The organism is Amycolatopsis lurida, from assembly GCF_900105055.1.
In the GTDB taxonomy this organism is placed as follows: domain Bacteria; phylum Actinomycetota; class Actinomycetes; order Mycobacteriales; family Pseudonocardiaceae; genus Amycolatopsis; species Amycolatopsis lurida.
In genome coordinates, this window is sequence record NZ_FNTA01000004.1 from 868,302 (window position 1) to 892,093 (window position 23,792).

General features: G+C 69.6%; 23 protein-coding genes. 12 read left to right on the plus strand and 11 right to left on the minus strand.

All coding sequences use genetic code 11. The features are described 5' to 3' along the window. The first annotated feature begins 67 nt into the window (after nucleotides 1-67). Nucleotides 68-1,009 carry a pseudouridine synthase gene (locus BLW75_RS09180; protein ID WP_034322853.1) on the plus strand — a complete coding sequence of 314 codons (942 nt, stop codon included), beginning with the start codon at nucleotides 68-70 and terminating at the stop codon, nucleotides 1,007-1,009. 54 nt (nucleotides 1,010-1,063) lie between these two features. On the opposite strand, the gene BLW75_RS09185 is transcribed toward BLW75_RS09180, so the two are convergent. Next, nucleotides 1,064-1,669 carry a LamG domain-containing protein gene (locus BLW75_RS09185; RefSeq protein ID WP_034322850.1) on the minus strand — a complete coding sequence of 202 codons (606 nt, stop codon included), beginning with the start codon at nucleotides 1,667-1,669 and terminating at the stop codon, nucleotides 1,064-1,066. 126 nt (nucleotides 1,670-1,795) lie between these two features. Here BLW75_RS09185 and BLW75_RS43460 point away from each other — a divergent pair, with 126 nt between their 5' ends. Both BLW75_RS43460 and BLW75_RS43465 read left to right on the plus strand, forming a co-directional pair. Further along, nucleotides 1,796-1,951, plus strand: coding sequence for a hypothetical protein (locus tag BLW75_RS43460; protein ID WP_241784075.1), 156 nt, complete (start codon nucleotides 1,796-1,798; stop codon nucleotides 1,949-1,951). Continuing rightward, the gene (locus BLW75_RS43465; protein WP_241784073.1) at nucleotides 1,921-2,115 is read left to right on the plus strand and encodes a hypothetical protein; all 195 of its coding nucleotides are present in this window, start codon (nucleotides 1,921-1,923) and stop codon (nucleotides 2,113-2,115) included. Before BLW75_RS43460 ends, BLW75_RS43465 begins: the two co-directional genes overlap by 31 nt. On the opposite strand, the gene BLW75_RS09195 is transcribed toward BLW75_RS43465, so the two are convergent. Continuing rightward, nucleotides 2,108-2,887 (minus strand): alpha/beta fold hydrolase, encoded by a 780-nt coding sequence (locus BLW75_RS09195; protein ID WP_034322848.1) that lies wholly within the window; start codon nucleotides 2,885-2,887, stop codon nucleotides 2,108-2,110. The genes BLW75_RS43465 and BLW75_RS09195 overlap by 8 nt on opposite strands. Nucleotides 2,888-2,953: 66 nt before the next feature. On the opposite strand from BLW75_RS09195, the gene BLW75_RS09200 reads away from it, so the two are divergent. After that, a complete protein-coding gene (locus BLW75_RS09200) occupies nucleotides 2,954-3,580 on the plus strand; it encodes an alpha-ketoglutarate-dependent dioxygenase AlkB (protein ID WP_034322845.1) in 627 nt (208 codons plus the stop codon). Nucleotides 3,581-3,583: 3 nt separating this feature from the next. Here the strand turns inward: BLW75_RS09200 and BLW75_RS09205 are convergent, their stop codons facing one another. Further along, nucleotides 3,584-4,858, minus strand: coding sequence for a cytochrome P450 (locus BLW75_RS09205; RefSeq protein ID WP_034322838.1), 1,275 nt, complete (start codon nucleotides 4,856-4,858; stop codon nucleotides 3,584-3,586). Nucleotides 4,859-5,108: 250 nt separating this feature from the next. Between BLW75_RS09205 and BLW75_RS09210 the strand changes: the two genes are divergently transcribed. After that, nucleotides 5,109-8,234 carry an ATP-binding protein gene (locus BLW75_RS09210; protein ID WP_091597215.1) on the plus strand — a complete coding sequence of 1,042 codons (3,126 nt, stop codon included), beginning with the start codon at nucleotides 5,109-5,111 and terminating at the stop codon, nucleotides 8,232-8,234. Nucleotides 8,235-8,298: 64 nt separating this feature from the next. Here BLW75_RS09210 and BLW75_RS09215 read toward each other — a convergent pair whose 3' ends face one another. From BLW75_RS09215 to BLW75_RS09235, 5 genes are all read right to left on the minus strand, one after another. After that, nucleotides 8,299-9,150, minus strand: a complete 852-nt coding sequence (locus BLW75_RS09215) for an ABC transporter permease (protein WP_091597219.1) — start codon at nucleotides 9,148-9,150, stop codon at nucleotides 8,299-8,301. A gap of 169 nt (nucleotides 9,151-9,319) precedes the next feature. Continuing rightward, on the minus strand, nucleotides 9,320-10,300 hold the full coding sequence (locus tag BLW75_RS09220) for an ATP-binding cassette domain-containing protein (RefSeq protein ID WP_034322833.1): 981 nt from the start codon (nucleotides 10,298-10,300) through the stop codon (nucleotides 9,320-9,322). 21 nt (nucleotides 10,301-10,321) lie between these two features. Then, nucleotides 10,322-10,894: an NADPH-dependent FMN reductase gene (locus tag BLW75_RS09225; RefSeq protein ID WP_034322828.1), complete on the minus strand. Its 573-nt coding sequence runs from the start codon at nucleotides 10,892-10,894 to the stop codon at nucleotides 10,322-10,324. Nucleotides 10,895-10,995: 101 nt separating this feature from the next. Then, nucleotides 10,996-11,895 (minus strand): ROK family protein, encoded by a 900-nt coding sequence (locus BLW75_RS09230; RefSeq protein WP_034322825.1) that lies wholly within the window; start codon nucleotides 11,893-11,895, stop codon nucleotides 10,996-10,998. Then, the gene (locus BLW75_RS09235) at nucleotides 11,892-13,301 is read right to left on the minus strand and encodes an APC family permease (RefSeq protein ID WP_034322821.1); all 1,410 of its coding nucleotides are present in this window, start codon (nucleotides 13,299-13,301) and stop codon (nucleotides 11,892-11,894) included. The genes BLW75_RS09230 and BLW75_RS09235 overlap by 4 nt, the downstream gene beginning before the upstream one ends. Nucleotides 13,302-13,519: 218 nt before the next feature. Here BLW75_RS09235 and BLW75_RS09240 point away from each other — a divergent pair, with 218 nt between their 5' ends. Both BLW75_RS09240 and BLW75_RS09245 read left to right on the plus strand, forming a co-directional pair. Then, the gene (locus tag BLW75_RS09240; protein WP_034322818.1) at nucleotides 13,520-13,996 is read left to right on the plus strand and encodes a hypothetical protein; all 477 of its coding nucleotides are present in this window, start codon (nucleotides 13,520-13,522) and stop codon (nucleotides 13,994-13,996) included. Beyond that, nucleotides 13,993-14,916: a hypothetical protein gene (locus tag BLW75_RS09245; RefSeq protein ID WP_034322813.1), complete on the plus strand. Its 924-nt coding sequence runs from the start codon at nucleotides 13,993-13,995 to the stop codon at nucleotides 14,914-14,916. Before BLW75_RS09240 ends, BLW75_RS09245 begins: the two co-directional genes overlap by 4 nt. 6 nt (nucleotides 14,917-14,922) lie before the next feature. On the opposite strand, the gene BLW75_RS09250 is transcribed toward BLW75_RS09245, so the two are convergent. Then, entirely contained in the window at nucleotides 14,923-15,756 is an 834-nt protein-coding gene (locus BLW75_RS09250; RefSeq protein WP_241784071.1) for an alpha/beta hydrolase family protein, read from the minus strand. 184 nt (nucleotides 15,757-15,940) lie between these two features. Between BLW75_RS09250 and BLW75_RS09255 the strand changes: the two genes are divergently transcribed. Then, nucleotides 15,941-17,020: a J domain-containing protein gene (locus tag BLW75_RS09255; protein WP_034322807.1), complete on the plus strand. Its 1,080-nt coding sequence runs from the start codon at nucleotides 15,941-15,943 to the stop codon at nucleotides 17,018-17,020. A gap of 82 nt (nucleotides 17,021-17,102) precedes the next feature. Here BLW75_RS09255 and BLW75_RS09260 read toward each other — a convergent pair whose 3' ends face one another. Continuing rightward, complete coding sequence (locus BLW75_RS09260; RefSeq protein ID WP_241784068.1) at nucleotides 17,103-19,601, minus strand: M14 family zinc carboxypeptidase; 2,499 nt, start codon at nucleotides 19,599-19,601, stop codon at nucleotides 17,103-17,105. 234 nt (nucleotides 19,602-19,835) lie between these two features. Between BLW75_RS09260 and BLW75_RS09265 the strand changes: the two genes are divergently transcribed. From BLW75_RS09265 to BLW75_RS09280, 4 genes are all read left to right on the plus strand, one after another. Continuing rightward, the gene (locus BLW75_RS09265) at nucleotides 19,836-20,525 is read left to right on the plus strand and encodes a DUF998 domain-containing protein (protein WP_034322800.1); all 690 of its coding nucleotides are present in this window, start codon (nucleotides 19,836-19,838) and stop codon (nucleotides 20,523-20,525) included. A gap of 97 nt (nucleotides 20,526-20,622) precedes the next feature. Continuing rightward, the gene (locus tag BLW75_RS09270; protein WP_034322797.1) at nucleotides 20,623-20,961 is read left to right on the plus strand and encodes a YciI family protein; all 339 of its coding nucleotides are present in this window, start codon (nucleotides 20,623-20,625) and stop codon (nucleotides 20,959-20,961) included. A 2-nt stretch (nucleotides 20,962-20,963) separates the two neighbouring features. Further along, nucleotides 20,964-22,229, plus strand: a complete 1,266-nt coding sequence (locus BLW75_RS09275) for an RNA polymerase sigma factor (RefSeq protein ID WP_034322795.1) — start codon at nucleotides 20,964-20,966, stop codon at nucleotides 22,227-22,229. After that, nucleotides 22,226-22,999 (plus strand): class I SAM-dependent methyltransferase, encoded by a 774-nt coding sequence (locus tag BLW75_RS09280; RefSeq protein ID WP_034322793.1) that lies wholly within the window; start codon nucleotides 22,226-22,228, stop codon nucleotides 22,997-22,999. The genes BLW75_RS09275 and BLW75_RS09280 overlap by 4 nt, the downstream gene beginning before the upstream one ends. Here BLW75_RS09280 and BLW75_RS09285 read toward each other — a convergent pair. Further along, nucleotides 22,893-23,420, minus strand: a complete 528-nt coding sequence (locus tag BLW75_RS09285; protein WP_034322789.1) for a hypothetical protein — start codon at nucleotides 23,418-23,420, stop codon at nucleotides 22,893-22,895. The genes BLW75_RS09280 and BLW75_RS09285 overlap by 107 nt on opposite strands. Between the last annotated feature and the right edge of the window lie 372 nt (nucleotides 23,421-23,792).

Below are 23,792 nucleotides of genomic sequence, written 5' to 3' on the forward strand. Positions count from 1 at the left end.
GTCGGCACCCCTGCGGAAGCCGCCCGCGACCAGGACGGATGAGCCGTCGCGGCTAGAGTGCGCGGTGATGAGACGCAAGGTCCGCCCGCCGCTCCCGCCCCGTCACGGGCTCGATCCCGCGAGGCTCAAGATGCCCGCCGAGGGGCCGTGGACAACGTTGCGCGAGCACCTCGTCGAGCGGCTCCCCCGGGTCGCGCCCGAGCGGATCGAGGAGATGCTCCGGGAGGAGCGCATCGTCGGGCTCGACGGGCCGCTCGGCGTCGATTCCCCGTTCGTGCCGGATTCGTTCATCTGGTTCCATCGCGACCTGCCCGACGAGGTCGACGTGCCGTTCGAGGTCTCCGTCGTGCACCGCGACGAGCATTTCCTGATCGCCGACAAACCGCATTTCCTCGCGACGATCCCGCGTGGGCGGCACATCCTGCAGACCGCGCTGGTCCGTCTGCGCCGCGAGTTCGACCTTCCGCAGCTGACTCCGGCGCACCGGCTCGACCGGGTCACCGCGGGGCTCATCCTGTTCGTGATCACCCCCGAAGTCCGCGGCAAGTACCAGACGATGTTCCGGGATCGCCTGGTGCACAAGGAATACGAGGCGATCGCCCGGTACGACCCGAAGGTCGTGCTGCCCCGCGAGATCAGCAGCCGCATCGTCAAGGAACGCGGGGTCATCGCCGCGCAGGAGGTCGACGGGCGGCCCAACGCCGAAACCCGCGTCGAACTCATCGAGCACCGCGACGGCCTCGGCCGGTACCGCCTGATCCCCGCGACCGGCCGCACCCACCAGCTCAGGTTGCACATGAGCGGACTCGGGTTGCCGATCCTCGGCGACGACTTCTACCCGGAGCTGACCGAGACCCCGCTCGACGACTTCACCGAACCCTTGCAGCTGCTGGCGAAGGTCCTCGAGTTCACCGATCCGGTCACCGGGGAGCGCCGCCGGTTCGAGAGCAGGCAGACGCTCCAGGCGTGGACGGACCTCCACGCGTGGCGCCGCGGGCCCTTGCCGTGAAGGCCTCCTTACCTACCCTGAAGGTAGTGAAGGAGGCCTTCCCAGACTTAGGGCTTACTTACGCCAGAACTTGATCCCGCTCCACGTCACCTTGACCGGCCCGGCGCCGCTCGCCGTCCGATAGGCACCGAACTTGTCGTAGTAGCTCCCGCCGCTGCTGCTCACGGTCTGCTTCAGCGAGCCGTTGATGTACACCTTGTGGGTGCTCCCGACCTGGTGCACGGTGTTGACCCGCACGGACGTGCCGACGGTCGCCCCGCTCCCCAGGGTGTCCCCGCCGTGGACGGCGTAGAGCCGCCCGCCGCGTTCGACCGCGAGCATGAAGTACGGCCCGGCGGTCGGCGCGTCACGGAAGGTCTGTTTCAGGCTGATCCGGGTGCCCGCCATACTGGTGATCCGGAACGATCCCTCGAACTGCCTGGTCCCGCCGGTGTAGGTCACGTAGCGCCGTTCCGCGCGCTGATCCCCGCTTCCGGTGGAGCAGGTCAATTCGAAGTTCAGCCCGTCGACGGTGCCACAGCCGCGCTCCTGGACGTTGAACGACGGGTTCTCCGCCGTCCACGGCCCGGTGCCGACCTGGGCGCTCGCCGGCATCGCCGACGCGATCAGGCCGAGCACGGCCGCCGCGACCACCCCGGCGGTCCGAAGTCGTCTCCGCATCCTGCCTCCTGCACACTCAGGGCGGCGGTGTTGGTCCAGACCAGGACCAGGCTGTGACTGTACGAGCGCGAACCGTCGTCGGACAAGACGTGGACGCCCCGGCGTCCCGCTGATTGGGTAACGACGGTGATCCTCTCCTTGACGGTCCCGGAAGGACCGGCGGCCGGGTCTGAACAGAACGTCGACCCGGGTGACGTCCTGCGCCTGGAGGCCGGGGTGATCGAGGTCGTGCCCGCCATCGACTGTCCAAGATGGGCAGTCGACGCCCGTGGCATCGAGTGAAATCCCGGACGCCGCGCCCCCAGAAGCTCGCCGACCCCCTCGGCCACGACAAGGATCCACTGAAGGTGGACATCCGCAAGCTCGAGAACCTCGGCCTCACGCTCAGCCTCGAAGTCGGCTACCGGATCTCCCCGCGCGGCGCGGCCTACCTGCGCCTTACCTAGGGTCCCGGTAGAACGCGCCGAGTTCCGGCGCGAGCCGTTCCGGCGGGACACTGTGGAACTCGCCGTCCAACCCGACCTGCCGCGCCCCGGGCACCACCTTCGCGGTGACGAGAGCGGCGGTCTTCAGCCAGTCCGTACTGCCGTTGCTGTTCACCACCAGGACGGGTGCCGCGATGGACGCCAGCTCGCCAGGCACCTTCGAGTCCTTCATCACGAAGGCGTCGTAAACGAGCGTGGGCGCGAACGACCGCAGTTCGGCCCACACCGGCGACGCCTTCGCTTCGGTCACGACCTCCTCCGGGGAGCCGACCGCGGACATCATGAACAGCGCGACGGCGTCGTCCCACCGGTCCGCCGCGACCAGCTCGCGCATCTCGTCGGCGTACCCCTCGGGGACTTCTTCCGTTTCACCGCGATAGGGCGGCTCGAAGACCGACAGCCGCGCCATCGGCACGCCGGCCGCGGCGGCGAGGAGAGCCAGCGCGCCACCTGAGGAGATGCCGTGCACGATCGCCGGCTCGCCGAGCGCGGCGACGACCGCGGCCAGATCCTCGATCTCGCGCTCGACCGCGTACGGCGCGGTGTCCCCGCTGCCGCCGCGGCCCCGCCGGTCGTAGGTCACCACGGAGAACTCGGCCATCAGCTCCGCGACCAGCGGTTCGTCACCGTGCCGGTCGTTGCCCGCGCCCGCGACGACGACCACGACCGGTCCCGCGCCACGCCGTTCGAACACGATCGGCGTGTCGTCCGCGGACCTCGCTGTGTCGATCATGCGAACCATCGTGCCAGTCGAACACCCGTTCGACAAATGAGCGGAACCGGGGTAGGTTCGGTTGCCATGACCCCCGCGCTTCAAGCCTCGCTGTTCGACGAGTGCGCCGCGCTCGGGCTGGGCTCGCTCGACGGGCTCCGGCGCACCGAGCTGACCCGTGGCGCCTGGATCGACGTGCTTCCGGGCTGGCTCTCCGGCGCGGACGAGCTGTTCACCCGGCTCGCCGAAGACGTGCCCTGGCATGCCGAAAGGCGGCAGATGTACGACCGCGTCGTCGCCGTCCCCCGGCTGTTGGGCTACTACCGCGAGGGCATGCCACTCCCCCACCCGATCCTCACGGAGGCAAGGGAGACGCTCTCCGCACACTACGCGGACGAGCTCGGCGAACCGTTCGTGACCTCCGGCCTGTGCTTCTACCGGGACGGGCGCGACAGCGTCGCCTGGCACGGCGACGACACCGGCCGTTCCCGCACCGAGGACACCATGGTGGCGATCGTCTCGGTCGGCGCCGCCCGCCAGCTGGCCCTGCGGCCGCGTGGCGGGGGCGAGACCGTCCGGCACGCCCTCGGCCACGGCGACCTGATCGTGATGGGCGGCAGCTGCCAGCGGACCTGGGAACACGCCGTCCCCAAGACCGCCAAACCGGTCGGGCCGAGGATCAGCATCCAGTTCCGCCCGAGAGGAGTCGCCTGACGATCAGTCCAGCAGCACGGGCAACGCGTCGACGCCGTAGACGATCGAGACCTTCCGGAAGCTCACCGCGTCCGGATCGATCGCCAGCCGCATCTCGGGGAACCGGCGTACCAGCGCGGGATACGCGGTGCGCAGCTCCATCCTGGCCAGTTCGGCACCGATGCACCGGTGGATGCCCCAGCCGAAGGCGAGATGCGACGTCGGCTCGCGGGTCGCGTCGAACTTCTCCATGTCCTCCCCGAGGTCGCCGTCACGGTTCGCGACGTTGAGCGAGACCAGCACGATGTCGCCCTTCGCGATCCGGACGCCCGCGATCTCCATGTCCTCCTTGGCGAAGCGCGGGAAGGCCATCTGCACGACGGTCAGGTAGCGCAGCAGTTCCTCGACGAACTTGTGGACAGCGCTGTCGTCGCCGCGAACGGTCTCGAACAGCGAGCGGTCCTTGAGCAGCACGAGCGCGCCGAGCGCGAGCATGCTCGCCGTGGTCTCCAGCCCGCCGGTGAGCACGCCGTCGGCAAGGCCCGCGAGTTCGCGGTCGTCGATCTCGTCGCCGTGCTCCTTGATGAGCATGCCGAGCAGTCCGTCGCCCGGGTTCTCCCGCTGCTTCTTGACGATCTCGTCCAGATAGGACAGTGACTCGGTCATCGCTCCGAGTGACGCGCCCGCGCCGCCGAAGAGGTCGAACCGGGCGGTGCTCAGCCGCTGGAAGTCGTCACGGTCCTCGTACGGGACGCCCAGCAGTTCGCAGATCGTCAGCGAGGGGATCGGCAGCGCGAAGGCCTCCCACAGGTCGACGGGACCGTCGGCCTTCGCCATCGCGTCGAGCTGATCGGCGACGATCTCGTCGATCCGCGGCGCCAGGCGCGACAACCGTCGCATGGTGAACTCCGGCGTGAGCAGGCGCCTCAGCCGGGTGTGCACCGGCGGATCGGCGAACCCGAGCCCGCCGGGGTTCTGGTCCTCGGTCACGCCCGCGTTCCCGACCAGGTTCGTGAAGTCGTTGCTGAACTCGCTCACCTTGCCGAGGACGGCCTTGGCCTCGTCGTAGCCGGTGACCAGCCAGCCGTTCATCCCGAACGGCAGGTCGAGCTTGCTGATCGGCTCCGTCGCGCGGATCCGGCCCAGCTCGGCCACCGGGTCGAGACCGTCGCGCTTGAGCGGCAGCAGCGCGTTGTCCGGGATGATCGACATCTTGGACAGGTCGAAGCCGTTCTTCTGCTGACGCGCGAGGTAGCGGCGGCCGATCCATGCCAACACACGCGAGCGAATGCTCCCCATACCTCGCACCCTACTCCAGCCGCTGACCACCTGACCTGGCACAACAGGCCACCTTCGGCCGGCAGGACGCACGACGGCCTTACCCGGCCGTCCCACTCGATTAGTCACATCCAGAAAGTCGCTTTTCCCTGGCGAGAGGTTCCCGGCGACCGGGAGACGTCGGTCACCGTCGGTCACGACGAACCGCGGGTAACGCCTGACATCGGACGCGCGTCGTGAGAGTGTCGGACCCTACTGGGAGGATTCGGGCATGTCAGCCGCGCTCATCGGACGCGACCATCCCGCGGGGGTGCTCCGCGCGGAGATCTCCCGTGCCGCCGAAAGCCACGGCGGGCTGGTGCTGGTCACCGGCGAGGCCGGGATCGGCAAGACCACGCTCGTCACCGGCGCCGCCGAAGAGGCGAAGCGCCTCGGTGCCCTGGTGCTCAACGGGTCCTGCTGGGACTCGGCGAGCGCGCCGGGCTATTGGCCGTGGACACAGGTGGTCCGCGGGTTGCGGCGCGCGGTCGGGCAGGGCCGCTGGGCCGCGATGGCCGACAGCGAATTGGACGTCCTGCTCGGCGAGGCGCGCGGCGACGGCGCGGCCGACGGGTTCCGGCTGTACGACGCGGTGACGAGCGTGCTGGTGGCCGCCTCCCAGGACCAGCCGGTCGTGGTGGTGCTCGACGACCTGCACTGGGCCGACGCCGCGTCGCTGCGGTTGCTCGAGTTCGCCGCGCAGCACACCTGGTTCGAACGGCTGCTGCTGATCGGCACGTACCGGGACGTCGAGGTCGAGGCCACCGATCACCCGCTTCGCTCGCTCATGATGCCGCTGCTCGCGAAGGCCACTTCGGTCACTCTCACCGGCCTCGAACCGGACGAGGTCGGCGCGCTCATGACCAGGACGGCGGGCGCGGCGCCCGACGACGAGCTGGTCGCCGAGGTCCACCGCCGCACCGGCGGCAATCCGTTCTTCGTCGAACAGACGGCGCGGCTCTGGCACAGCGGCGGTTCCGCCGAGACCATCGCACCCGGCGTGGCCGACGCCCTGCAGCGACGGCTTTCCCTGCTCCCCCAGCCGGTCCTCGATCTGCTGACCACCGCGTCGGTACTCGGCAGGGAGTTCCACCGCCGGCTGCTCGCGGGCGTGGCGTCGGCGCCCGTCCCCCAAGTGGACCGGCTGCTCGACCAGGCCGTCACGGCACGACTCGTGGTGGTGCAAGGACAAGGGCGCTTCGCCTTCGCCCACGACCTCGTCCGCGAAACGCTGTACGCGAGCATCTCCGAGTCGGACCGCCGGAAACAGCACACCGCCGTCGTCGCGGCCGTCCGCGAGACGCCGACGTCCCGGGACAGCCTCTTCCCCGCGGACCTGGCCCGCCACGCGCTGCTCGCCGGGCGGGAAGTCGATCCGGACGAAGCCATCGACCTGTTGCTGGCCGCCGCGATCGACGCCACCGGCCGGATGGCGATCGAGGAGACGACCACGCACTACCGGCGGGCGCTGGAGATCGCCGAGGACCGGCGGCGGCAGGCGGTCATCGCCCTCGAACTGGGCGCCCACCTGACCCGCCATCACGAATCGGACGAGGGCAGACAGGTCCTCGACGAGGTCACCGTGCTCATCCGTGAACTCGACGACGACGATCTGCTCGCCCGCCTGGCGCTGACCCTCGTCCGCGCCGATCACAAGAGCGTCCGGGTCGACGAGACGGTCAAAGTGCTCACCGAAGCGCACGCGCGGCTTTGCGGACGCGAGCCAGGGCAGGAGCTCACCGTCGAGGAGATGACCCAGGAACTTTCCGCGCGCATCATGATGACCGCCCGCGACGACCACGACGATTCCGCGCTGCTGTTCGGTTTGTGGGCCCGGCACGACTCGATCTGGGGGCCGGGCAGCGCCGCGGAACGGGAACGGCTCACCGACGAACTGGTCGCCGTCGGCCGCCGCACGGCGAACCCGGAATTGGAGCACTACGCGGCGTCCTTCAAGTGGGTGGCGCAGCTCGAACAGGGCGATCCCCGGTATTTCGAGCAGTACCAGGAATTCCTCGCACTGGCGGCCACCGGCAGGGCGCCGAGTTCGCAGCTGGCGTCCCGGATCGACCAGAGCATCATCGCCACCCTGCAGGGCCGGTTCGGCGAAGCCGAGGCGTATATCCATCAGGTGATCTCGTGCCACGCCGGCGATGAGCATCCCCATTTCGCCGACCTGCACCAGCTGCAGCGGTGGATCCGGTGGTGCCTGGAGGGGCGGTTCGACGATCTCGCCGGGCTGCACCGCGAGATCTCGCGCAGCGGATACGTCTACGGCCGGATGCTGGAGGCGATCACCGCGGCCCAGCGTGAAGACGTCGGGGAGGCCGTCCGGCTCACCGCTCTCGCGGCGGATGTGAAGCCGTATCCTCGCGATCTGGAAGCGTTGTGGTTGCGCTGCCAGGCGCAGACGGCGGCCGTCTCACGCGATCCCGAACGCTGTGAAGCGGCCCGCGCGCCGCTCGCGCCCTACAGTGGGGAGTGGCTGGTTTCCCTGTACGGCTGCGAGATCTCCGGCCCGGTCGACCTCTGGCTCGGCAGGCTCGACCTGGCGCAGGAACGCTGGAACGACGCGGTGGACCGGCTGCGCGGCGCCATGCTCTCCGCGGATCGGCTCCGGGCCACGGTCTGGGCGACCGAGGCCAAATCCTGGCTGGTGAAGGCGCTGCTCGGCCGGAACCTCGAAGGCGACGCGGCGGCCGCGGCGGCCCTCCTGTCCGAGGTGACCGAAGAAGCCACCGCGCTCGGCATGCGGCCGGTCGTGGCCAGGATGACGAAAGTGCGGGAGGGGACGCGGGCCCAGGCGGCGCCGAGGGCGGAGTTCCGTCGCGACGATGCCGTGTGGACCTTGCACTTCGACGGCGTCACCGCCCACCTCCCGGACTCGAAAGGCTTGCGGGATCTGCATTTCCTGCTCGGCAGGCCGGGTTCGGAGGTCGCGGCCGTCCGGCTGCTCGATCCCGAAGGCGGCGAGGTGGTCGTCGCCGCGAAGAGCCTCGGCGGCGATGCCGTCCTCGACGACGAGGCGAAGGCCCGGTACCGCGCGCGGCTCGACGAACTGGACGAACTGATCGACGCCGCGACCGGGATGGGCCAGGACACGCGCGCCGCGGCGCTGGACCGAGAACGGGACGCGCTGCTCGCCGAACTGCGGTCCGCGGCCGGGCTCGGCGGCCGCACCCGGCGGCTCGGTGACGAGGCGGAACGCGCCCGCAAGACGGTGACCGCGCGGATCCGGGACACCCTGCGCAAACTCGACGAGCAGCATCCGGCGCTGGCCGCGCACCTGCGCGCGGCCGTCACCACCGGTTCCTCATGCCGCTACACGCCCGAAGACAAGGTCCCCTGGCGGCTGTGAGTCTTTCCGACTCGTGAGTGGCTAGGACGGTTAGAACCGTCCTAGCCACTCACGAGGGTGGGGCTCACTTGCGGTTGTAGAGCCGCATCGTCAAGGTGCCGAAGACCGCGAGGATGACCGCGCCGGCGATCAGCACCCAGGTGATCTCGCCGCCGTCCCAGTTGCCGTCCATCATCGAGCGGACCGCCGCGACCACGTGGGTCACCGGGTTGACTTCGACGAAGGCCTGCAGCCAGCCCGGCATCGTCTCCGGACTGACGTAGATGTTGCTGAGGAAGGTCAGCGGGAACAGCACCATCATGCTGACCCCCATCACCGACTTCTCGCTGCGCAGCAGCAGGCCGAACATCGTCCAGATCCACGAGAACGCGAACGAGAACGCCAGCAGCAGGAGGATCGCGGCGGCCACGCCACCGAATCCGCCGCCGGGGCGGAAGCCCATGATCAAGCCGACGCCGAGGATCACCAGCGACGCGATGAGATACCGCAGCATGTCACCGAGCAGATAGCCGACCATCGCCGACGGCCGCCAGATCGGCAGCGTGCGGAACCGGTCGAACACACCCTTCTCGATGTCGGTGTTCACCGAGATCCCGGTGTACATGGTGATCATCAGGATGCTGCTCGCCATGATGCCCGGCAGCAGGAACTGCAGGTACTGCGTCGGCGAACCGGACAGCGCGCCGCCGAACAGGTAGGTGAACATCAGCGTCATCATGATCGGGAACGCCGTGACGTCGAACAGCTGCTCGGGCACGTGCTTGATCTTCAGCATCGCGCGCCACCCGAAGGTGACCGAAGTCGAAAGCGCGCTGGGGCGCTGAGGACGGTTCTTCGCGATCAGGACGGCGGCGAGATCCTCCGCCTTCGGTGCCGCGAGAACGGGTTCGTTGTCTTTGACTGCCGTGGTGCTCAAGCTGATCCCTCCTCTGTACCGCGCGCGTCCGCGATCGAGTCGCCAGGGCGCACGTATGAATCGACTCTTCTGGCCGGGAGACCGGGCGCCCTGCCGCCCCGATAGCGGGGCAGGGCAGGCGCGCGCCTTTCGGTCGCCGGACGTACTGGTGGCGGACTTGACTCCGCGGTCAGGCCGCGCTCTCCTCAGGCGTGGCGGTGCGGTCGGTCAGGGCCAGGAAGACCTCGTCGAGGCTCGGCTGGCCGAGGGAGAAGGTGTCGACGACGATTCCGGCGCGCGCGAGTTCGCTCAGCGCGCGTGCGGCATGCTCGGCGGCGCCCTGCTCGGTGCTTTCCCCCGAGAGCCGCGCGGTGAGCGCGACGGGGTCCGGCTCCAGCAGCACCTGTGCCTCCAGGGTGCGGACGAGCAGCGCTTCGGCATCGGCACGCTGGTCGGCCTCGCGCAGCCGGACGTGGACCGCGCCGGCCCCGACCGACGCCTTCAGCTGCCCCTTGGTGCCTTCGGCGATCACCTTGCCGTGGTCGATGACCGCGATCCGTGAAGCCAGCTGGTCGGCCTCGTCGAGGTACTGCGTGGTGAGCAGGACAGTGGTGCCGTGCTTGACGATCGCGCGCACGATGTCCCAGACCTGGTTGCGGCTGCGGGGATCGAGCCCGGTCGTCGGCTCGTCGAGGAAGAGCACGTCCGGGGTGTTGAGGATGCTCGCGGCGATGTCGATCCGCCGCCGCATCCCGCCGGAATAGTTCTTCACCTGCCTGCCCGCGGCCTCGGTCAGGCCGAACGCCGCCAGCAGTTCCTCCGCCCGGGCACGGGCGGCCGGTTTGCGATGCCCGGTCAGCCTGCCGATCAGCACCAGGTTCTCGGTGCCGGTCAGGTCTTCGTCGACCGAGGCGTACTGCCCGGTCAGGCTCACCATGGACCGGACCGCGTCGGCCTCGCGGACGACGTCCTTGCCGAAGATGCGCGCTTCTCCGCCGCTGGGGCGGAGCAGGGTCGCGAGCATCTTCACCGCGGTGGTCTTGCCGGCGCCGTTCGGCCCGAGGACGCCGTACACGGTGCCGGCGGGGACCTTCAGGTCGATCCCGTCGACCGCCCGGTTCTCCCCGAACACCTTGACCAGCCCCGAGGCTTCGATGGCCAGTTCACTCATTTTCGTTTCCTTTCAGAGCATTCAGCAGACGTAGGGGCGAGCGGCGCGTGCTTCGCGCAGCGCGAGGCCCCACCAGGCGAGCTCGTCGAGCAGGGTGGTCACGGCCTGTCCCTGCCCGTCGCTGTCGAAGGGGGTGCCGTCGCGGGCGAAGGTGCCGTCGAGGAGGTTGAAGGCCACGGTGTCGCGCATGGTCACCGTGTGCAGTTCGGTGAAGATCGTGCGCAACTGCTCCACGGCGTAGAGCCCCTGTGAGCGGTAGCCGTAGGAGACGAAACCGACCGGCTTCGCACGCCACTCGTCGTAGGCGCAGTCGATCGCCTGCTTGAGCGACGCCGGGAAACTGCGGTTGTACTCGGGGGTGACGACGACGAACGCCTCGGCCTCGTCGACCAGCCTCGCGAACCGCTTCATGTCCGGCGTCGGATGCTCCGGCAGCCCCGCGGGCAGAGCGAAGTCGACCAGGTCGAGCACTTCGGTGACGAGGTCTTCCCGGTTTTCCGCACGGCCGGTGAACCACTTGCCGACGGTGTCCCCCACCCGCCCCTCCCGGGTGCTTCCGATGATCACCGCGACCCGCAGTGGACTGGTGTCCATGACCGACCTCCTCTCGCTTCACCCCTTGGGCGCGAGAAAGCCGCCGGACTTTCGCTAGATCGGATCTAGCGGGCGCCCGGCGGCTTCGGTCGGTGATCTCGCTAGGCGTCCAGCGCGATCGCGATCGCGCCCAGCAGGGACGCGTCCTGGTCGAATTTCGCCGAGACCAGTTCCGGCGGGAACGGCACGGCTTGCGCGAGCCGCTCGCGCAGCGCGGGCAGCAGGATGTCGGCCGAGCGCACCAGTCCCCCGCCGACGGCGATGCGTTGCGGGTCGAGCGCGATGGCGAGGTTCGCGACGTGCATCGACAGTTCGTCGAGCGCCGCGCCGACCAGTTCCTTGGCCTGCGCGTTCTCCCTGGCGAGGCCGAACAGCTCACCCGCGGTCACCGGGCGGCCGAGCAGCTCACTCGCCCGGCCGCCCAGCCCACGCCCACCGACGGCTTCCTCCAGTGGCGCCGCTCCACTGGCGAACCCGTCGGTGTCCTGCGGCGAGAGAAGGTTGTACCCGATCTCTCCCGCAGCTCCGTTGGCGCCGGCCAGCAGCCGGCCGCCGACCAGGACCGCCGCGGCGATCCCGGTCCCCAGTGAGAGGAACACCGCCGGATCGGTGTCCGCCAGCGCCCCCCACCGCCATTCCGCGAGCGCCGCCGCCTTGGCGTCGGTGCCCACCTCGATCGGCACGCCCTCGAACTCGGCGGCGACGAGGTCGCGCAGCCGCAGTTCCTCCCAGCCCGGCACGTTGGGCGCGAGCAGGATGCGGTCCTCCAGCACGATGCCCGGGCTGACCACGCCGATCGCGGCGAGCCGGTCCGCGGCGCCTTCGTCGGCGAGCAGTTTCCGCGCCGCGGCGAGCGCGCGGCTCACCACCTGTCCGGCGCCCGCTTGCGCGTCCGTGTCCAGCCGCCGGGTGACCAGCAGGCTCCCGGCCCGGTCGGCCAGCCCGATCGCGACCTTCGTGCCGCCGAAGTCGATCCCCAGGATCAGTTCTTCCCCCGTCACTTGACGTTCCCCTCTGCCGCCCCCGCGAACGATTCCTGAATTCCCTTGGGCCCGAACGGCCACACGTGCTCGGTCTTGGCATAGGCGAGGAACGCCCCGACACCGAGCGCGATCCACCCCACCGAAAGCCCGATGGAGAGCCAGGTCGCGGAGAAGTAGATGTAGACCCAGCCGAGCAGCGCGATGACCGTCGGGATCGGGTAGAGCCATTGACGATACGGCCGATGCAGCTCCGGACGTCGCCGCCGCAGCACCACGATCGCCGCGACCTGCGCGAGCGACTGGATGAGGACCAGCACCGTCACCGCCGCGTTGATCACCGCCGTCAGCGTGAAGAGCGAGCCGATCGCGGCGATGACGCCCATCGCCAGCACACCGGCGGTCGGCAGGTTCAGTTTCGGGTGCAGCCTGGCGAACACCGGCAGGAATACCTTGTCGCGCGCGGCTTCGAACGGGACCCGCGAACCGCCGAGCAGACCGGCGAACACCGAACCGATCGCGGCGATCACGATGAACACGGTGATGACCTTGGCCGCGCCCGTGCCCCACGCCTGTTCCAGCACGGTGGAGGCGACCGAGGTGGCGTTCTTGAGTTCCTCCAGCGGGATCGAGCCGAGCACCCCGAGCTGCAGCAGGAAGTACAGGCTCATGATGCCGAGGATCGAGAGGATGATCGACCGCGGCAGCGTCCGGCCGGGGTCACGCACCTCGCCGCCGAGGTAGGCGCTGGTGTTGTAGCCGAGGTAGTCGTAGATGGCGATGATCAGGCCGGCGCCGAGCCCGGCCCAGAACGCGCCGCCGTCGAACGAGAACGCGCCCGGCGTGAAGGCGAACGCTTGCGCGCCGTCGAAATGGGTGAAGGCCGCGACGATCACCGAGAGCGCGGCGAACAGCATGACCCCGAACAGGACGGTGGTCAGCTTCCCGATCTCGCCGATCTTGCGGAACAACGCCAGCACGATCAGCACGATCACGCCGAGGCCGATGATCTTGCCCAGCGCCGTCGTCCCGCCGTCGTCGGCGACCCCGGGGACCAGGTACCCGAGGTACTGGACCAGGCCGATGATGCCGGTGGACATGATCAGCGGGATGAACAGCACCGCGCTCCAGGCGAACAGGAACGGCATGAGCCTGCCGGTACGGGAGCCGAACGCCTCGCGCAGATAGACGTAGGTGCCGCCGGCGCCCGGGAGGGCGGCGCCGAGCTCCGCCCAGATCAGGCCGTCGGCCAGCGCGATGACCGCGCCGATGAGCCAGCCGAACATGGCCTGCGGGCCGCCGAGCGTCACCACCATCGCGGGGATGGTGACGAACGGGCCGATGCCGCACATCTGGGTCATGTTGATGGCGGTCGCCTGGAGCGGCCCGATCTTCCGCTCGAGCCCCGGCCGCGGGGATGAACTCAAAACGCGCCTCCCTGTTAGTTAGTAAAGTTTCTTAACATAATTTCGGGCGTGTCGGAAGGCCGGTCCGCAAAGTTGTCGTCCTCCGGTCCACCCGGAATTGCCCGAAAGGGCGGATTCCCCGGGAATACGCCCGAACGGACCAAGCCGGGACGTATCAGGGGGCCGTCGTTCCGCGTCCTTATCCAGAAGGACGTCTTCCCCCAGGGACGGTGAGGTCCATGAAACGGCTGTTCGGCACGGCGATGGCGATCGCCGCACTCGGGGTCGCGACGGCCTGCGGCGGCGCGTCCACACCCCGCGACACGGCACCGGGCGACCTGACGACGGAGACGGCCCCGACGGCGTCCTCCGACACCGGCCCGACGGGCGGTCCGGACACCGAAGACTCCCGTCCGCCCGTCGTCCCAGGGAGCCCGATCAGGTACAACAGCGACCTGCTCGGCGCCGATCCCGACACGGCCAAGAGCGCGATCGAGCAGGACCTGGAGCGACTCTGCAAGAGTTCCCGGCGGTGCGGGGTTTCGGTCGTGATCGCGGGCGAAGGGGACTGCATCCGCGCCATCGGGCCGAATCCGGTCCAGCCCGGCAAGACGATCACGATCCGGGCCAAGGCATGCGCGACCGAGACCACGGAGGAAAGTTCGGCGCCGCCGAAGTCGGAAAGCGAGCAGCCGAGCAGAACCACGAGCGGATGAGCACCCGGCGTCCGCTACGACGAGGTCTCCGCGCCCCCAAGCCTCCGCAGCCAGAGCCTGCGGCGGGCCAGGCACACGCACTCAGACTGGTCGGCACGGTCCTGGCCAACACGACCCTGCTCACCGCGCTGCTCTACTACTTCGGGCTCGTCAACACGCAGACGTACTTCGGCTACTTCCGCGTGCACTACACCTTGCTCGGCCAGACGCCGGACGAGATCTTCGGGCGCGGCGTCGACGGGGTACTCCTGCCCTTGACCGCCGTCGCGGGCGCCGCGCTGCTCTTCCTCGTCCTGACCAGGTTCCTGAAGATCCGCCTCGGCGAGGCTTCCTGGTCGCGGCTGCTGCGGATCTGCTCACCCGCCGCCGGCGTCCTCGGCCTCGCACTGCTGGCCGCGACGACCGCGATCGCACTCGATCCGGAACCGTTTCGCGATCGTCCCGGCGCTCCGGGGATCGGCTTCGCGCTCGGGATCCTGATGGCGCTTTTCTCCTGGCGTCACTGGACCTCGCGCAGGACTGGAAGCACCCGGTCGAGCGTCGCGGAACTGGTGACCGGCTACGCCCTGGTGAGCGTCGGCCTCTTCTGGGCGGTCGGCGACTACTCGGGAGCCGTCGGCACGAGCCGTGCCTTCGAAGCCTCCAGGGTGATCTCGGCCAGACCGGCCGCGACGCTGTACAGCGCGGAAAGCCTCAACCTCACCGCGAACGGTATCGCGCAGGTGAAGTGCGCGAACCCGGAATCGGCCTTCAAGTACCGGTACACCGGGTTGAAGCTGCTGCTCCAGTCCAGTGGCCAGTACGTCTTCCTGCCGGCGAACTGGCGCGCCTCGACCGGCGTCGCGTTCGTGATCCCCAAGACCGACAAGCTGCGCCTGGAGTTCGGACCTTCCCGGTCGGTGCCGCCGCCGGACTGCTGACGCGCGTCAGAGCAGATGCTGCTCCAGCCACTCGGTGACCGCTTCGTCGGCCAGCTTCGCGATCGGCAGCTGCGGCGCGGGATCGATGCCCGGGTCTTCGGCGAGTGGGTGGGCGAGACCGGGCAGCCTGCGCAACCGGACGTCCTCGGCCACGGAATACCGGGCGCGCAACGCGTCGACGAGTTCGTCGGCGTCCGCGCGGAACGTGGGGAAATCCTCCTCGCCGCTGACGACCAGCAGCGGAACCTGCGTCTCCCTGGCCGAGATTTCACCCGATCGTGCGATGAAGTCGAGGTGATCCGCCGCCTGGATCCCTTCGTCCGTCCACCGATAGGGCTGTTCCAGCATGGTTTCCACCACGCCGACCAGCGACCGCGCCCGGACGGCGGGGTTGATCAGCGCGGCGGCCCGCACCGGGATCTCCCTGGTGGCCAGGATCGTCAGCGCCACGGCACCGCCGAGGGAACCGCCGACGACGGCCATCCGCGCGGTGTCGAAGCCGAAGCGTTCCCGCAGTTCAGCCAGTGCGGCGGGGAACTCCAGCGCCGCCTGCCGGACGAACGGCTCGGCATAGGCGAGCACCGAATCCCGGACGGCCCGTTCGACCACCGCGTCCATGCTGCCGTCGACCATTCTCGCGCCGCACAACGGCATTCCGAGATATACCCGCCACGCGGGCACCCCGGCCATCGGCAGCGCGGCCGCGAACGCGGCGTCGGTGCGGGGCGCGTCGATCATATGCCAGGCGACGACCACCGGCGCGGGGCCGCTGACCTCGGCCGATGGCGGCAAGACGGTGAACGGTACCCCCGCCGCCGTGCCCGTGACCGGTTCTCCCACCGCTGTCCTTCCTCGCGTGCTCTCGATCTCCACGATATCCAGGACGCGGCGGAGGCGGACCTCGTTCCGCCACAAGCGAAACAGTATGCCCGCGGAGTCACCCCGACGCGCCGCGGAGGTGGTTGCGGACGACCGGCGGCGGCCGAATAGTGTTGCGGCCCGGCCCTTTGGAGGTGAACCGCCCGTGCCCGATGTCGACTACTACGAGGTGCTCGGCGTGGGCAAGGCCGCCTCGGTCAACGAGATCAAGACCGCGTACCGGCGGCTGGCGAAGTCGCATCACCCGGACACCGGCGGGTCCGCGCTCACCTTCCAGCTGGTCCGCGAGGCCTACGACACGCTCAGCGATCCGATGCGGCGGGCCGGCTACGACGCGGGCGGCCGCTCGGTGCGGGCCCCGATCCGGCCGCGCCCGCGGCGTCGCTTCGGCGAAGAACCGGGCTACGAGCCCGAACCGGTCGTGATCGACCCGGACGACCTCGAATGGTGGGAATTCGCCGCACAGGACGCACGCGTGCGGCACGGGCGGCGGCGCGGCCCCGGGCACACCCCGGTGGTGGCGGCGGTCGGCGGGATGGTGCTGGTGCTGCTGCCGGTGCTGACCGGGGTCGGGTTCTCGGCCCCCACGCTGATCGTCTGGCTGATCCTGACCGCCGGGACCGCCTTGCTCGTGCAACGGCTCGCGCGCGGCTATCTGGCGGCGTCCCGGGCCAGGAACCGGTTCGCCGCCGAATTCGGCGGTAAACGCGTGTTCGGCACTCCTGGCGTCGAGACCGACGAACTCGCCGAACGGCTCACCGCCGACCTGCTCGAGCGTTACCTGACCCGGCTGCCCGGCGCACGGATCTTCCACGGCCTCTCCTGGCCGGATTCGGTGTTCGCCGACGTCGACCACGCCGTGCTGTGCGGAAAGCGGCTCGTGCTCATCGAATCGAAGCTGTGGCTGCCGGGGCACTACGAAACCGATGACGACGACCGCCTGCTGCGCAACGGCCGCGCCTTCCGCGGCGGCGGGAGCAGGCTGACCGAGAGCCTCGCCGAATACCGGCGGATCCTGCCGGGGGTTGCGTTGCGCGGGGCGATGATCGTGTACCCGAGCCGGACCGGTGAAATCACCACGGATCTCGAGGATCCCTCCCCAGCGCCGCCGATGACGCCGGAACAGTTCCTGCACGAGATCGGCGGCTGGCTGGCGGCTGAGCCGTCCACTGTGGACGCGGCGACGATGCGGGTGGTGCGGGACCGGGTGGTGGGCACCGTCTGAAGGGGACTTTCCCCTCGTCTCACGCGGCGAAGGGCCCTTTCCCCGCATCGCATGCGGGGAAAGGGCCCTTCAGCAGCTTGAGCTACCGGCCCGAGCGCTCCTTCTTGGCTCGCGCGGAACGGGTGCAGACCTCACCGACGTCGACCGTCTGGCCGCGGTCGATGTAGACGTCCGCCAGCCCGACGAGCTTGCCCTTCGGCGACGTACAGGTCAGCTGGTACGCCTCCTTGGGGCCGTAGGTCGGCGGGATCGGCGACTGGAACGACACACCGCCGGTCCAGTCGTCCACAGTGGACGGATTCGCCTGCGAGTAGTTGACCAGCACGGCCGTGTAGTCCCCGGCGGGCGGGTCGTACAGGATCGCGTGCTCTTCCGTGGTCGAACCGTTCGCCGACGACGACACCATGTTGCCCGCGGAGTCGAAGACGTACAGGTCCCAGTCGCTGTCCTGGCTGGCCCACTTGACGTCGACGCTGAACTTCCCGTTGTCGACCTTGGGGAGCCCGTCGACGTGGAACGTGAAGCTCTCCGAAGCCGGGTCCGCCGGGTAGTTCGTGTTGATCGCCGGGACCCCGGGCGGGTTGACGGCCTGGATCGCGGGCTGCGCCGGACCCTGCGGCTCGCGGCCGTAGCGGCCCGCGACGTAGGGCCGGGTCGACGGGTTGATCGACCACGCGAACCGGCCGCCGGTGGCGGACAGCGACGAGTTCAGGTCGTCGGTGACGTAGATCGGCGGCTTCGTCGAGCCGTCCGGCTGCACCACCGGCGAGGTCGGCGTCTGGAAGGTCTTGTGCAGCTTCAGCTGGTAACCCTTCGGCGCCGTACCGATCAGCGTCGAGTGCGCCGCCGGGTCGGCGGTGTTGGCCAGCATGTCGATGAACGCGGCACGGTTGCCGCCCTTGCCCGCGCCCGCCGCGGGGGCGACACCGGTGTACTCGGCGACGACACCGTCGGCGAACGGCGGGTGGAACTCGTTCGGGCCGACCTCGAAGGTGAAGCCCCAGCCACCGGTGGCCCAGTACGACCAGTCCTCGGTCGAGCCGGTCGTGTCGTAGAGCGCCCACGACGGCTGGCTGGTGTAGCCGTTGCGCGAGGCCATCTTGTCGCCGAGCGCCTTGTACGCGGGCTCGTCGAGCGGCGGGCGGACGGCGGCGACACCCGGGACACGCAGCACCAGGTTGGAGTAGGTGTGCAGCGTGATCAGGTTGGTCACCTGGCGGTTGGACACGATGGAGCGGATGTTCTGCGTCTCGGGCTCGGAGAACGGGCCGGAACCGCGGAAGGTGTCACTGCGCCACAGGGTCGACGCGCCGGCGCCGCCCCAGAAGCCCGCGTAGTTGCGGTTCGGGTCGGTGCCGCGTTCACGGCCGGCCGGGTTGGCCTTGCAGACGCCGGTCGCGAATTCCTTGGGCGAGTCGTTGACGTTGCAGTTCTTGCGCTTCATCTCGTAGTCGAACCGCGAGAAGTCACCCCTGGGCTCGGCCTCACGGGAGATTTCGAAGCCGTCGGGGTTGACGATCGGCACGATGATGTTGCGCGTCCGGCCGACCAGGCCGCGGATCTCGGCGTTGCCGCCGGTGTAACCCTTGACCAGCTCGTACGCCCACTCCATGGCATGCTCGCCCGCCGGCCACTCCCGGGCGTGGTGCACGCCCATGGTGAAGTTGACGGGTTTGCCGTCCGCGATGTTCTGGACGTCGCTCGCGACCTCGAGGCCGATGACGTCACGGCCTTCCCAGGTCGGCTGCGGCAACGTGAACGCCGTGACGAGCTTGGGGTTCTTGCGGGCCAGTTCCTTGACCTCGAACTGGTAGTCGTAGAGGTGCCGGTAGCTCGTCCGCCCGGACGGCAACGTGGAGCCCGGCGCCTTCGCGGCGTACTCACGGTCGGTCTTGGCGTTCTGGATCGACTTCGCCGAAAGGTCGGCCTCGACCACCCTCGCTTTGAAGCCGTTGTCCGCCAGCGTCTTGCGGTCGGCGTCGTTGGCGAGGACGACCTCGACGCCGGTGGCGTCGGCCTTCTCGGTGACGTCGAGGCCGAGCCGGAGCAGCTTGTCCTTGTCCTGCTTGCCCGGGGTCTCGACGCGGACCAGTTCGGCGCGCTGCGGCGCGTGCGCGGCAGCGGTCGGTGTCCCCTGCGGCGTGAGGGCGAGGAAGTCGACGCCCAGCAGCGCGTCGCGCGTCTTCCCGTCGTACCGGCAGGTCTGCACGATCAGCTTCTGGTCCTTCTTCACGAAGCCTTCGGCGAGTTCGTGGCTGCGCAACGCGGCGGACGCGGCGACCACGGCACCGGTGGCCTTGTCGAAGACCGCGAGGTCCCAGTCACCTTCGGCGCCGCCACGAGGCGCGATCCGCGCCTGGAGCAGACCGTCCACTGTGGACGTGAACTCACGCCGGTCGGTACCTGCCGTACCCGGCTTCTGCAACGCGGCGAAACAGGACCGCGGCACGGCCCGGTCGGCCCGGACCACGTTGTCCGCGGCCACCGCCGTCGTGGCCGACGGAAGTGCCACGAAGGTGCCGGCGAGCACCAGGGTCGCCGCCGTCCATCCCGCTCTTCGCCGGTTTGGTGAATACCCCACAGACTGACCTCCTTGGACAGTCCGGTGACCGGGTGAGGTCACCGGTAGCGAGACCCTAGACCCGGGACGCCACCGGGGGGACCCGCCACAAGTCGCCTGCACCCCTTTCGGCCCAACGTTCTCACCGACCGTGCCGGAACGATCACTTGCACACGCGCCGTGAAGGGGGACTTCCTGTCGAATTCGACAGGAAAGCCTAAGAAAACCTTCAGGTTGGGTGGTTACCTTTCAACCATGACGACGCCCCAGGTCACCGCCAGGTCCCCGCTGGCCCTGCTGGCCGCCGTGGCCTCGGTCGCCGGCGGAGCGCTGCTGATCCTGCTCCTGCAGGTCCTCCCCGCCACCAGTGAGATCAGCCCGGTCCGCCGCACCATCAGCGAATACGCGCTCAGCGAGAACAAGTGGATCTTCGACGTCGCGGTCCTGCTGGTCGCGTTCGGCTCGGCGATCGGCTTCGGCGCGCTGATCCGCCGCAAGCACCTTCCCGCGCTGTCCGCGGCATCGGTCTTCTGCGCCCTCTGGACGGTGAGCCTGGTGCTGATCGTGGCGTTCCCCAAGAACAACTGGGCGATCGGGCCGAGCACCGGCGGGACCGTGCACCGGATCGCGAGCGTCGTGGCCTTCGTCTGCCTGCCCTTGGCCGTGTGGTTCGCGGCGAAGGCCGTCTTTCCCTCCTCTCCCGCGCGGCGCGCGGTGACGCGGGTGCTCGCGGTGGCGGCCCTGGCTTGGTTCGGCGTGATCCTCGGGGCGATCGTGGTCTCGATGAACGGCGGCGAGCCCTGGTGGCGGGCGATCCCGCTCGGGCTGGTCGAGCGCGCCATGGCGCTGACCGGGCTGCTCGCCCTGGCGTCGCTGCTCATCCCCGCGCGGGTGGTCACCGCACCGGTGACCGAGCAGGCCGAAGCGCTGGAGACGGCCTCGTGAAAATTCCTTCGGGCGTCCTGTCCATTTGACGGTTTCCCGCTCGTAGTGGTGTCGTGCGGCAAGCAGGCCGCGCGCGAACCAGAACGGGAGAACCACCGTGAAGTACATGCTGCTGATCCAGGCCGCGAGCGGCGACGTCGAGCCCCAGTGCACCTTCGAGGACTGGATGGCCTACGACAAGCAGGTCAAGGACGCCGGGATCTGGTCCGCCGGGGAGTCGCTGGCCGATCTCGTCACCGCGACGACGGTGAAGGTCGATCGCGACGGGAAGCGGACGGTGACCGACGGACCCTACGCCGAGACGCGCGAAGTGCTGGGCGGTTTCTACGTCATCGACGTGCCGGACCTGGACGCCGCGCTCGATTGGGCGGCCCGCTGCCCCGGCGCCCGGGACGGCTCCGTGGTGGTCCGCCCGGTCGCCGACTTCTCCGCCTGACCGTGGACGAGCGGAGCGCCGGACTGGCGTCGGTCGAGGCGGTGTTCCGTGAGGAACGGGGCAGGCTCCTCGCCGCGCTCGTGCGCCGCTTCGGCGACTTGGACCTGGCCGAAGAGGTCACGTCCGAGGCGATCGAAGCGGCGCTGGAGCGCTGGCCGGTGGAGGGCGTCCCGCCGCGGCCGGGCGCGTGGCTGATGACCACCGCGCGGCGCAAGGCCGTCGATCGGCTGCGCCGTGACCAGGCCTACGCCGCCAAGCTCGCGGTCCTGCAGGTGGAAGCCGATCGAGCCGGCCCCGCCCCCGCGGCGGACACCGGTGACGGCCTGCCGGACGAGCGGCTGAGGCTGTTCTTCACCTGCGCCCATCCCGCCCTGCCCGTCGAGGACCGGGGTGCGCTGACGCTGCGGTTCCTCGCCGGGCTGACCACGCCGGAGGTGGCACGGGCCTATCTCGTCCCGGTGCCGACAATGGCGAAACGGATCGTGCGGGCGAAGAAGAAGATCAGCGAGGCCCGGATCCCGTTCCGGGTTCCCGGCGCCGACGAACTACCGGAGCGGCTGCCGGGTGTGCTGCAGGCGGTGTACTCGATCTTCACCGAGGGGTACGCGGCCAGTTCGGGAGCGAGTCTGCAGCGGGCCGACCTGGCCGAGGAGGCCATCCGGCTCGGCCGCATCCTGCGCGGGCTCATGCCCACCGATCAGGAAGTGGCGGGGCTGCTCGCGCTGATGCTGCTCGTCCACGCCCGGCGGGACGCCCGGACCGGGCCGGACGGCGAACCGGTCCTCCTGGCGGACCAGGATCGGAGCCGGTGGAACCGGGAGCTGATCGAAGAAGGCAGTGGGCTGGTGGTCGCCTCGTTGACCGGCGGCCCGCCGGGCCCGTACGGGGTGCAGGCCGCGATCGCGGCACTCCACGACGAAGCGGCCGACGTCGAGACCACCGACTGGCCGCAGATCGTGGCGCTCTACGACGTCCTGATGACCTTGGCTCCCTCCCCCGTCGTCGCGCTCAACCGCGCCGTGGCCGTCGCCCTGCGCGACGGCCCGGCCGCGGGGCTGGCGCTGCTCGACGAACTGAGCGGCGAACCGTTGCTGCGCGGCTATCCTCCTTTCGTGATCGCCCGGGCCGACCTGCTGCGACGACTGGGCCGCGACGACGCGGCGGCCACGGCCTACCGCGAAGCCATCGCGCTCGCCCCCACAGAACCCGAACGCGCACACCTGCGGCGAAGGCTGGCCGCGCTCGAATTCCCAGCGGAGACACGATGACCGCCGAACAACTCGCCCGCGCCTGGGACGAAGCCGCCGACGGATACGAGGCGTACTACGTCCCCCGGTTCGCGCCCTGGGTCTCCGCGGCGGTGCGCGCCCTCCCCACCGGCCTGCCCGGCGGCCCCGTTCTCGTCCCCTGCTGCGGAACCTTTCCGGAACTTGACGAACTCAGCGGTCATCTGCCCGGCCGCGAGATCGTCGGCATCGATCTGTCCGCAGGCATGGCCGCGAGAGCAAGGCGGCGGGCCGCGGGCAATTCACTCGTGCGCGTCGTCGAAGGTGACGCCTCGGAACTCGAACCGGCTTCGGCCGCCGCGGTCGTCTCGGTTTTCGGCCTCCAGCAACTGCCCGAACCCGACGCCGCGCTCCGGTCCTGGGCAAGCGCGCTACGCCCGGGCGGCGTGCTTTCGGTCGTCTACTGGCCGCACAGCACCGAACCGGGCGGGCCGTTCACGGTGCTCTCCGACGTGCTCCGGGAACGTGTCCCCGCGGGCGACCGCTCCTGGGAGGAACGGCTCGTACCCGCGCTGGAGGGTGCCGTACTCGAACGGGACGAGCCCTTGTCGTTCCCGATGGTCCACCCCGACGCGGACACGTTCTTCACCGCGCACACCCGATCGGGGCCGATGCGGCCGCTGGCGGACGCGCGCGGTGAAGACTTCATCGCCGCGCTGCGCGCGGAATTCCGGCGAAGGGCGCCGGAAGGGGAATGGCACCACCGTCCGTCTGCCCGGCATATCGTCGCGCGGGCGGCAGACCGGGCCTGACGTCGCCCTCTTCCGCTTCCTTACGCAAGCGAGCCGTGCAGACCGAAAGGTGCACCACGTTGGCGCGTTTGTGATGGCGGTACACGTGGACATCGGAGGCGAAGCACGCCGCGGCCAGCAACGCCCGCCGCTGCTCGATGCGCTCGTAGCCGACCCCTGCCGGGCAGAACACGGTGACCTCGACTTCGTCACCGCGCGGTTTGGTCCACAGGATCACCGGCAGCTTGCCGTCGAGCGTGCACACCCGGGTACGGGCGAAGCCGGTCCGCAGCCGGTGCTGCACGACGATCGAGCGGAGCCGGTCGCGGACGAATCGCCGCGCCGAGCGCCAGTAGAACAGCCAGTTCGCGACACCGAACAGCACGACCGCGCCCCAGATCGGGCCGACCGCTTGGAAAAGGGAGGTTTGCTCGGCGGCCACGGCCGCCGCGGGAATGGAGCGGACGACACCGGCACCGGCGCAGTCCGGGCAACGGCGTCCTCGTAGGCATGAGGGTCACCCTCGATACTGCGAAGCGCGGATTCGGGTCGGCACACGCGACGCCTAGTCCGGCATTCGTGTGACCCGCAGGCGACCTGGTTCGACTCGGACGCGCTGCGTTACTCCAGATGACGGAAGCATCAGCTCTCCGGGCGCCACCGGGTCTTACCCCGCCCGTCTCCAGACGACTCATGGCATGCAATGACCTGGACGCACAACTCCCGACGGGACGACCGGCACGGCGAGGCACGTGATTGACCGACGTGCCAGTGCGAGCCTATTCTCCTGCTGCACTCTCCCTGTTGTGCTCAC

Coding starts and splice junctions, on each gene's coding strand:
- BLW75_RS09180 (WP_034322853.1), top strand. CDS start 68: ATGAGACGCAAGGTCCGCCCGCCGCTCCCGCCCCGTCACGGGCTCGAT.
- BLW75_RS09185 (WP_034322850.1), bottom strand. CDS start 1,669: ATGCGGAGACGACTTCGGACCGCCGGGGTGGTCGCGGCGGCCGTGCTC.
- BLW75_RS43465 (WP_241784073.1), top strand. CDS start 1,921: ATGGGCAGTCGACGCCCGTGGCATCGAGTGAAATCCCGGACGCCGCGC.
- BLW75_RS09195 (WP_034322848.1), bottom strand. CDS start 2,887: ATGATCGACACAGCGAGGTCCGCGGACGACACGCCGATCGTGTTCGAA.
- BLW75_RS09200 (WP_034322845.1), top strand. CDS start 2,954: ATGACCCCCGCGCTTCAAGCCTCGCTGTTCGACGAGTGCGCCGCGCTC.
- BLW75_RS09205 (WP_034322838.1), bottom strand. CDS start 4,858: ATGGGGAGCATTCGCTCGCGTGTGTTGGCATGGATCGGCCGCCGCTAC.
- BLW75_RS09210 (WP_091597215.1), top strand. CDS start 5,109: ATGTCAGCCGCGCTCATCGGACGCGACCATCCCGCGGGGGTGCTCCGC.
- BLW75_RS09220 (WP_034322833.1), bottom strand. CDS start 10,300: ATGAGTGAACTGGCCATCGAAGCCTCGGGGCTGGTCAAGGTGTTCGGG.
- BLW75_RS09225 (WP_034322828.1), bottom strand. CDS start 10,894: ATGGACACCAGTCCACTGCGGGTCGCGGTGATCATCGGAAGCACCCGG.
- BLW75_RS09240 (WP_034322818.1), top strand. CDS start 13,520: ATGAAACGGCTGTTCGGCACGGCGATGGCGATCGCCGCACTCGGGGTC.
- BLW75_RS09245 (WP_034322813.1), top strand. CDS start 13,993: ATGAGCACCCGGCGTCCGCTACGACGAGGTCTCCGCGCCCCCAAGCCT.
- BLW75_RS09265 (WP_034322800.1), top strand. CDS start 19,836: ATGACGACGCCCCAGGTCACCGCCAGGTCCCCGCTGGCCCTGCTGGCC.
- BLW75_RS09280 (WP_034322793.1), top strand. CDS start 22,226: ATGACCGCCGAACAACTCGCCCGCGCCTGGGACGAAGCCGCCGACGGA.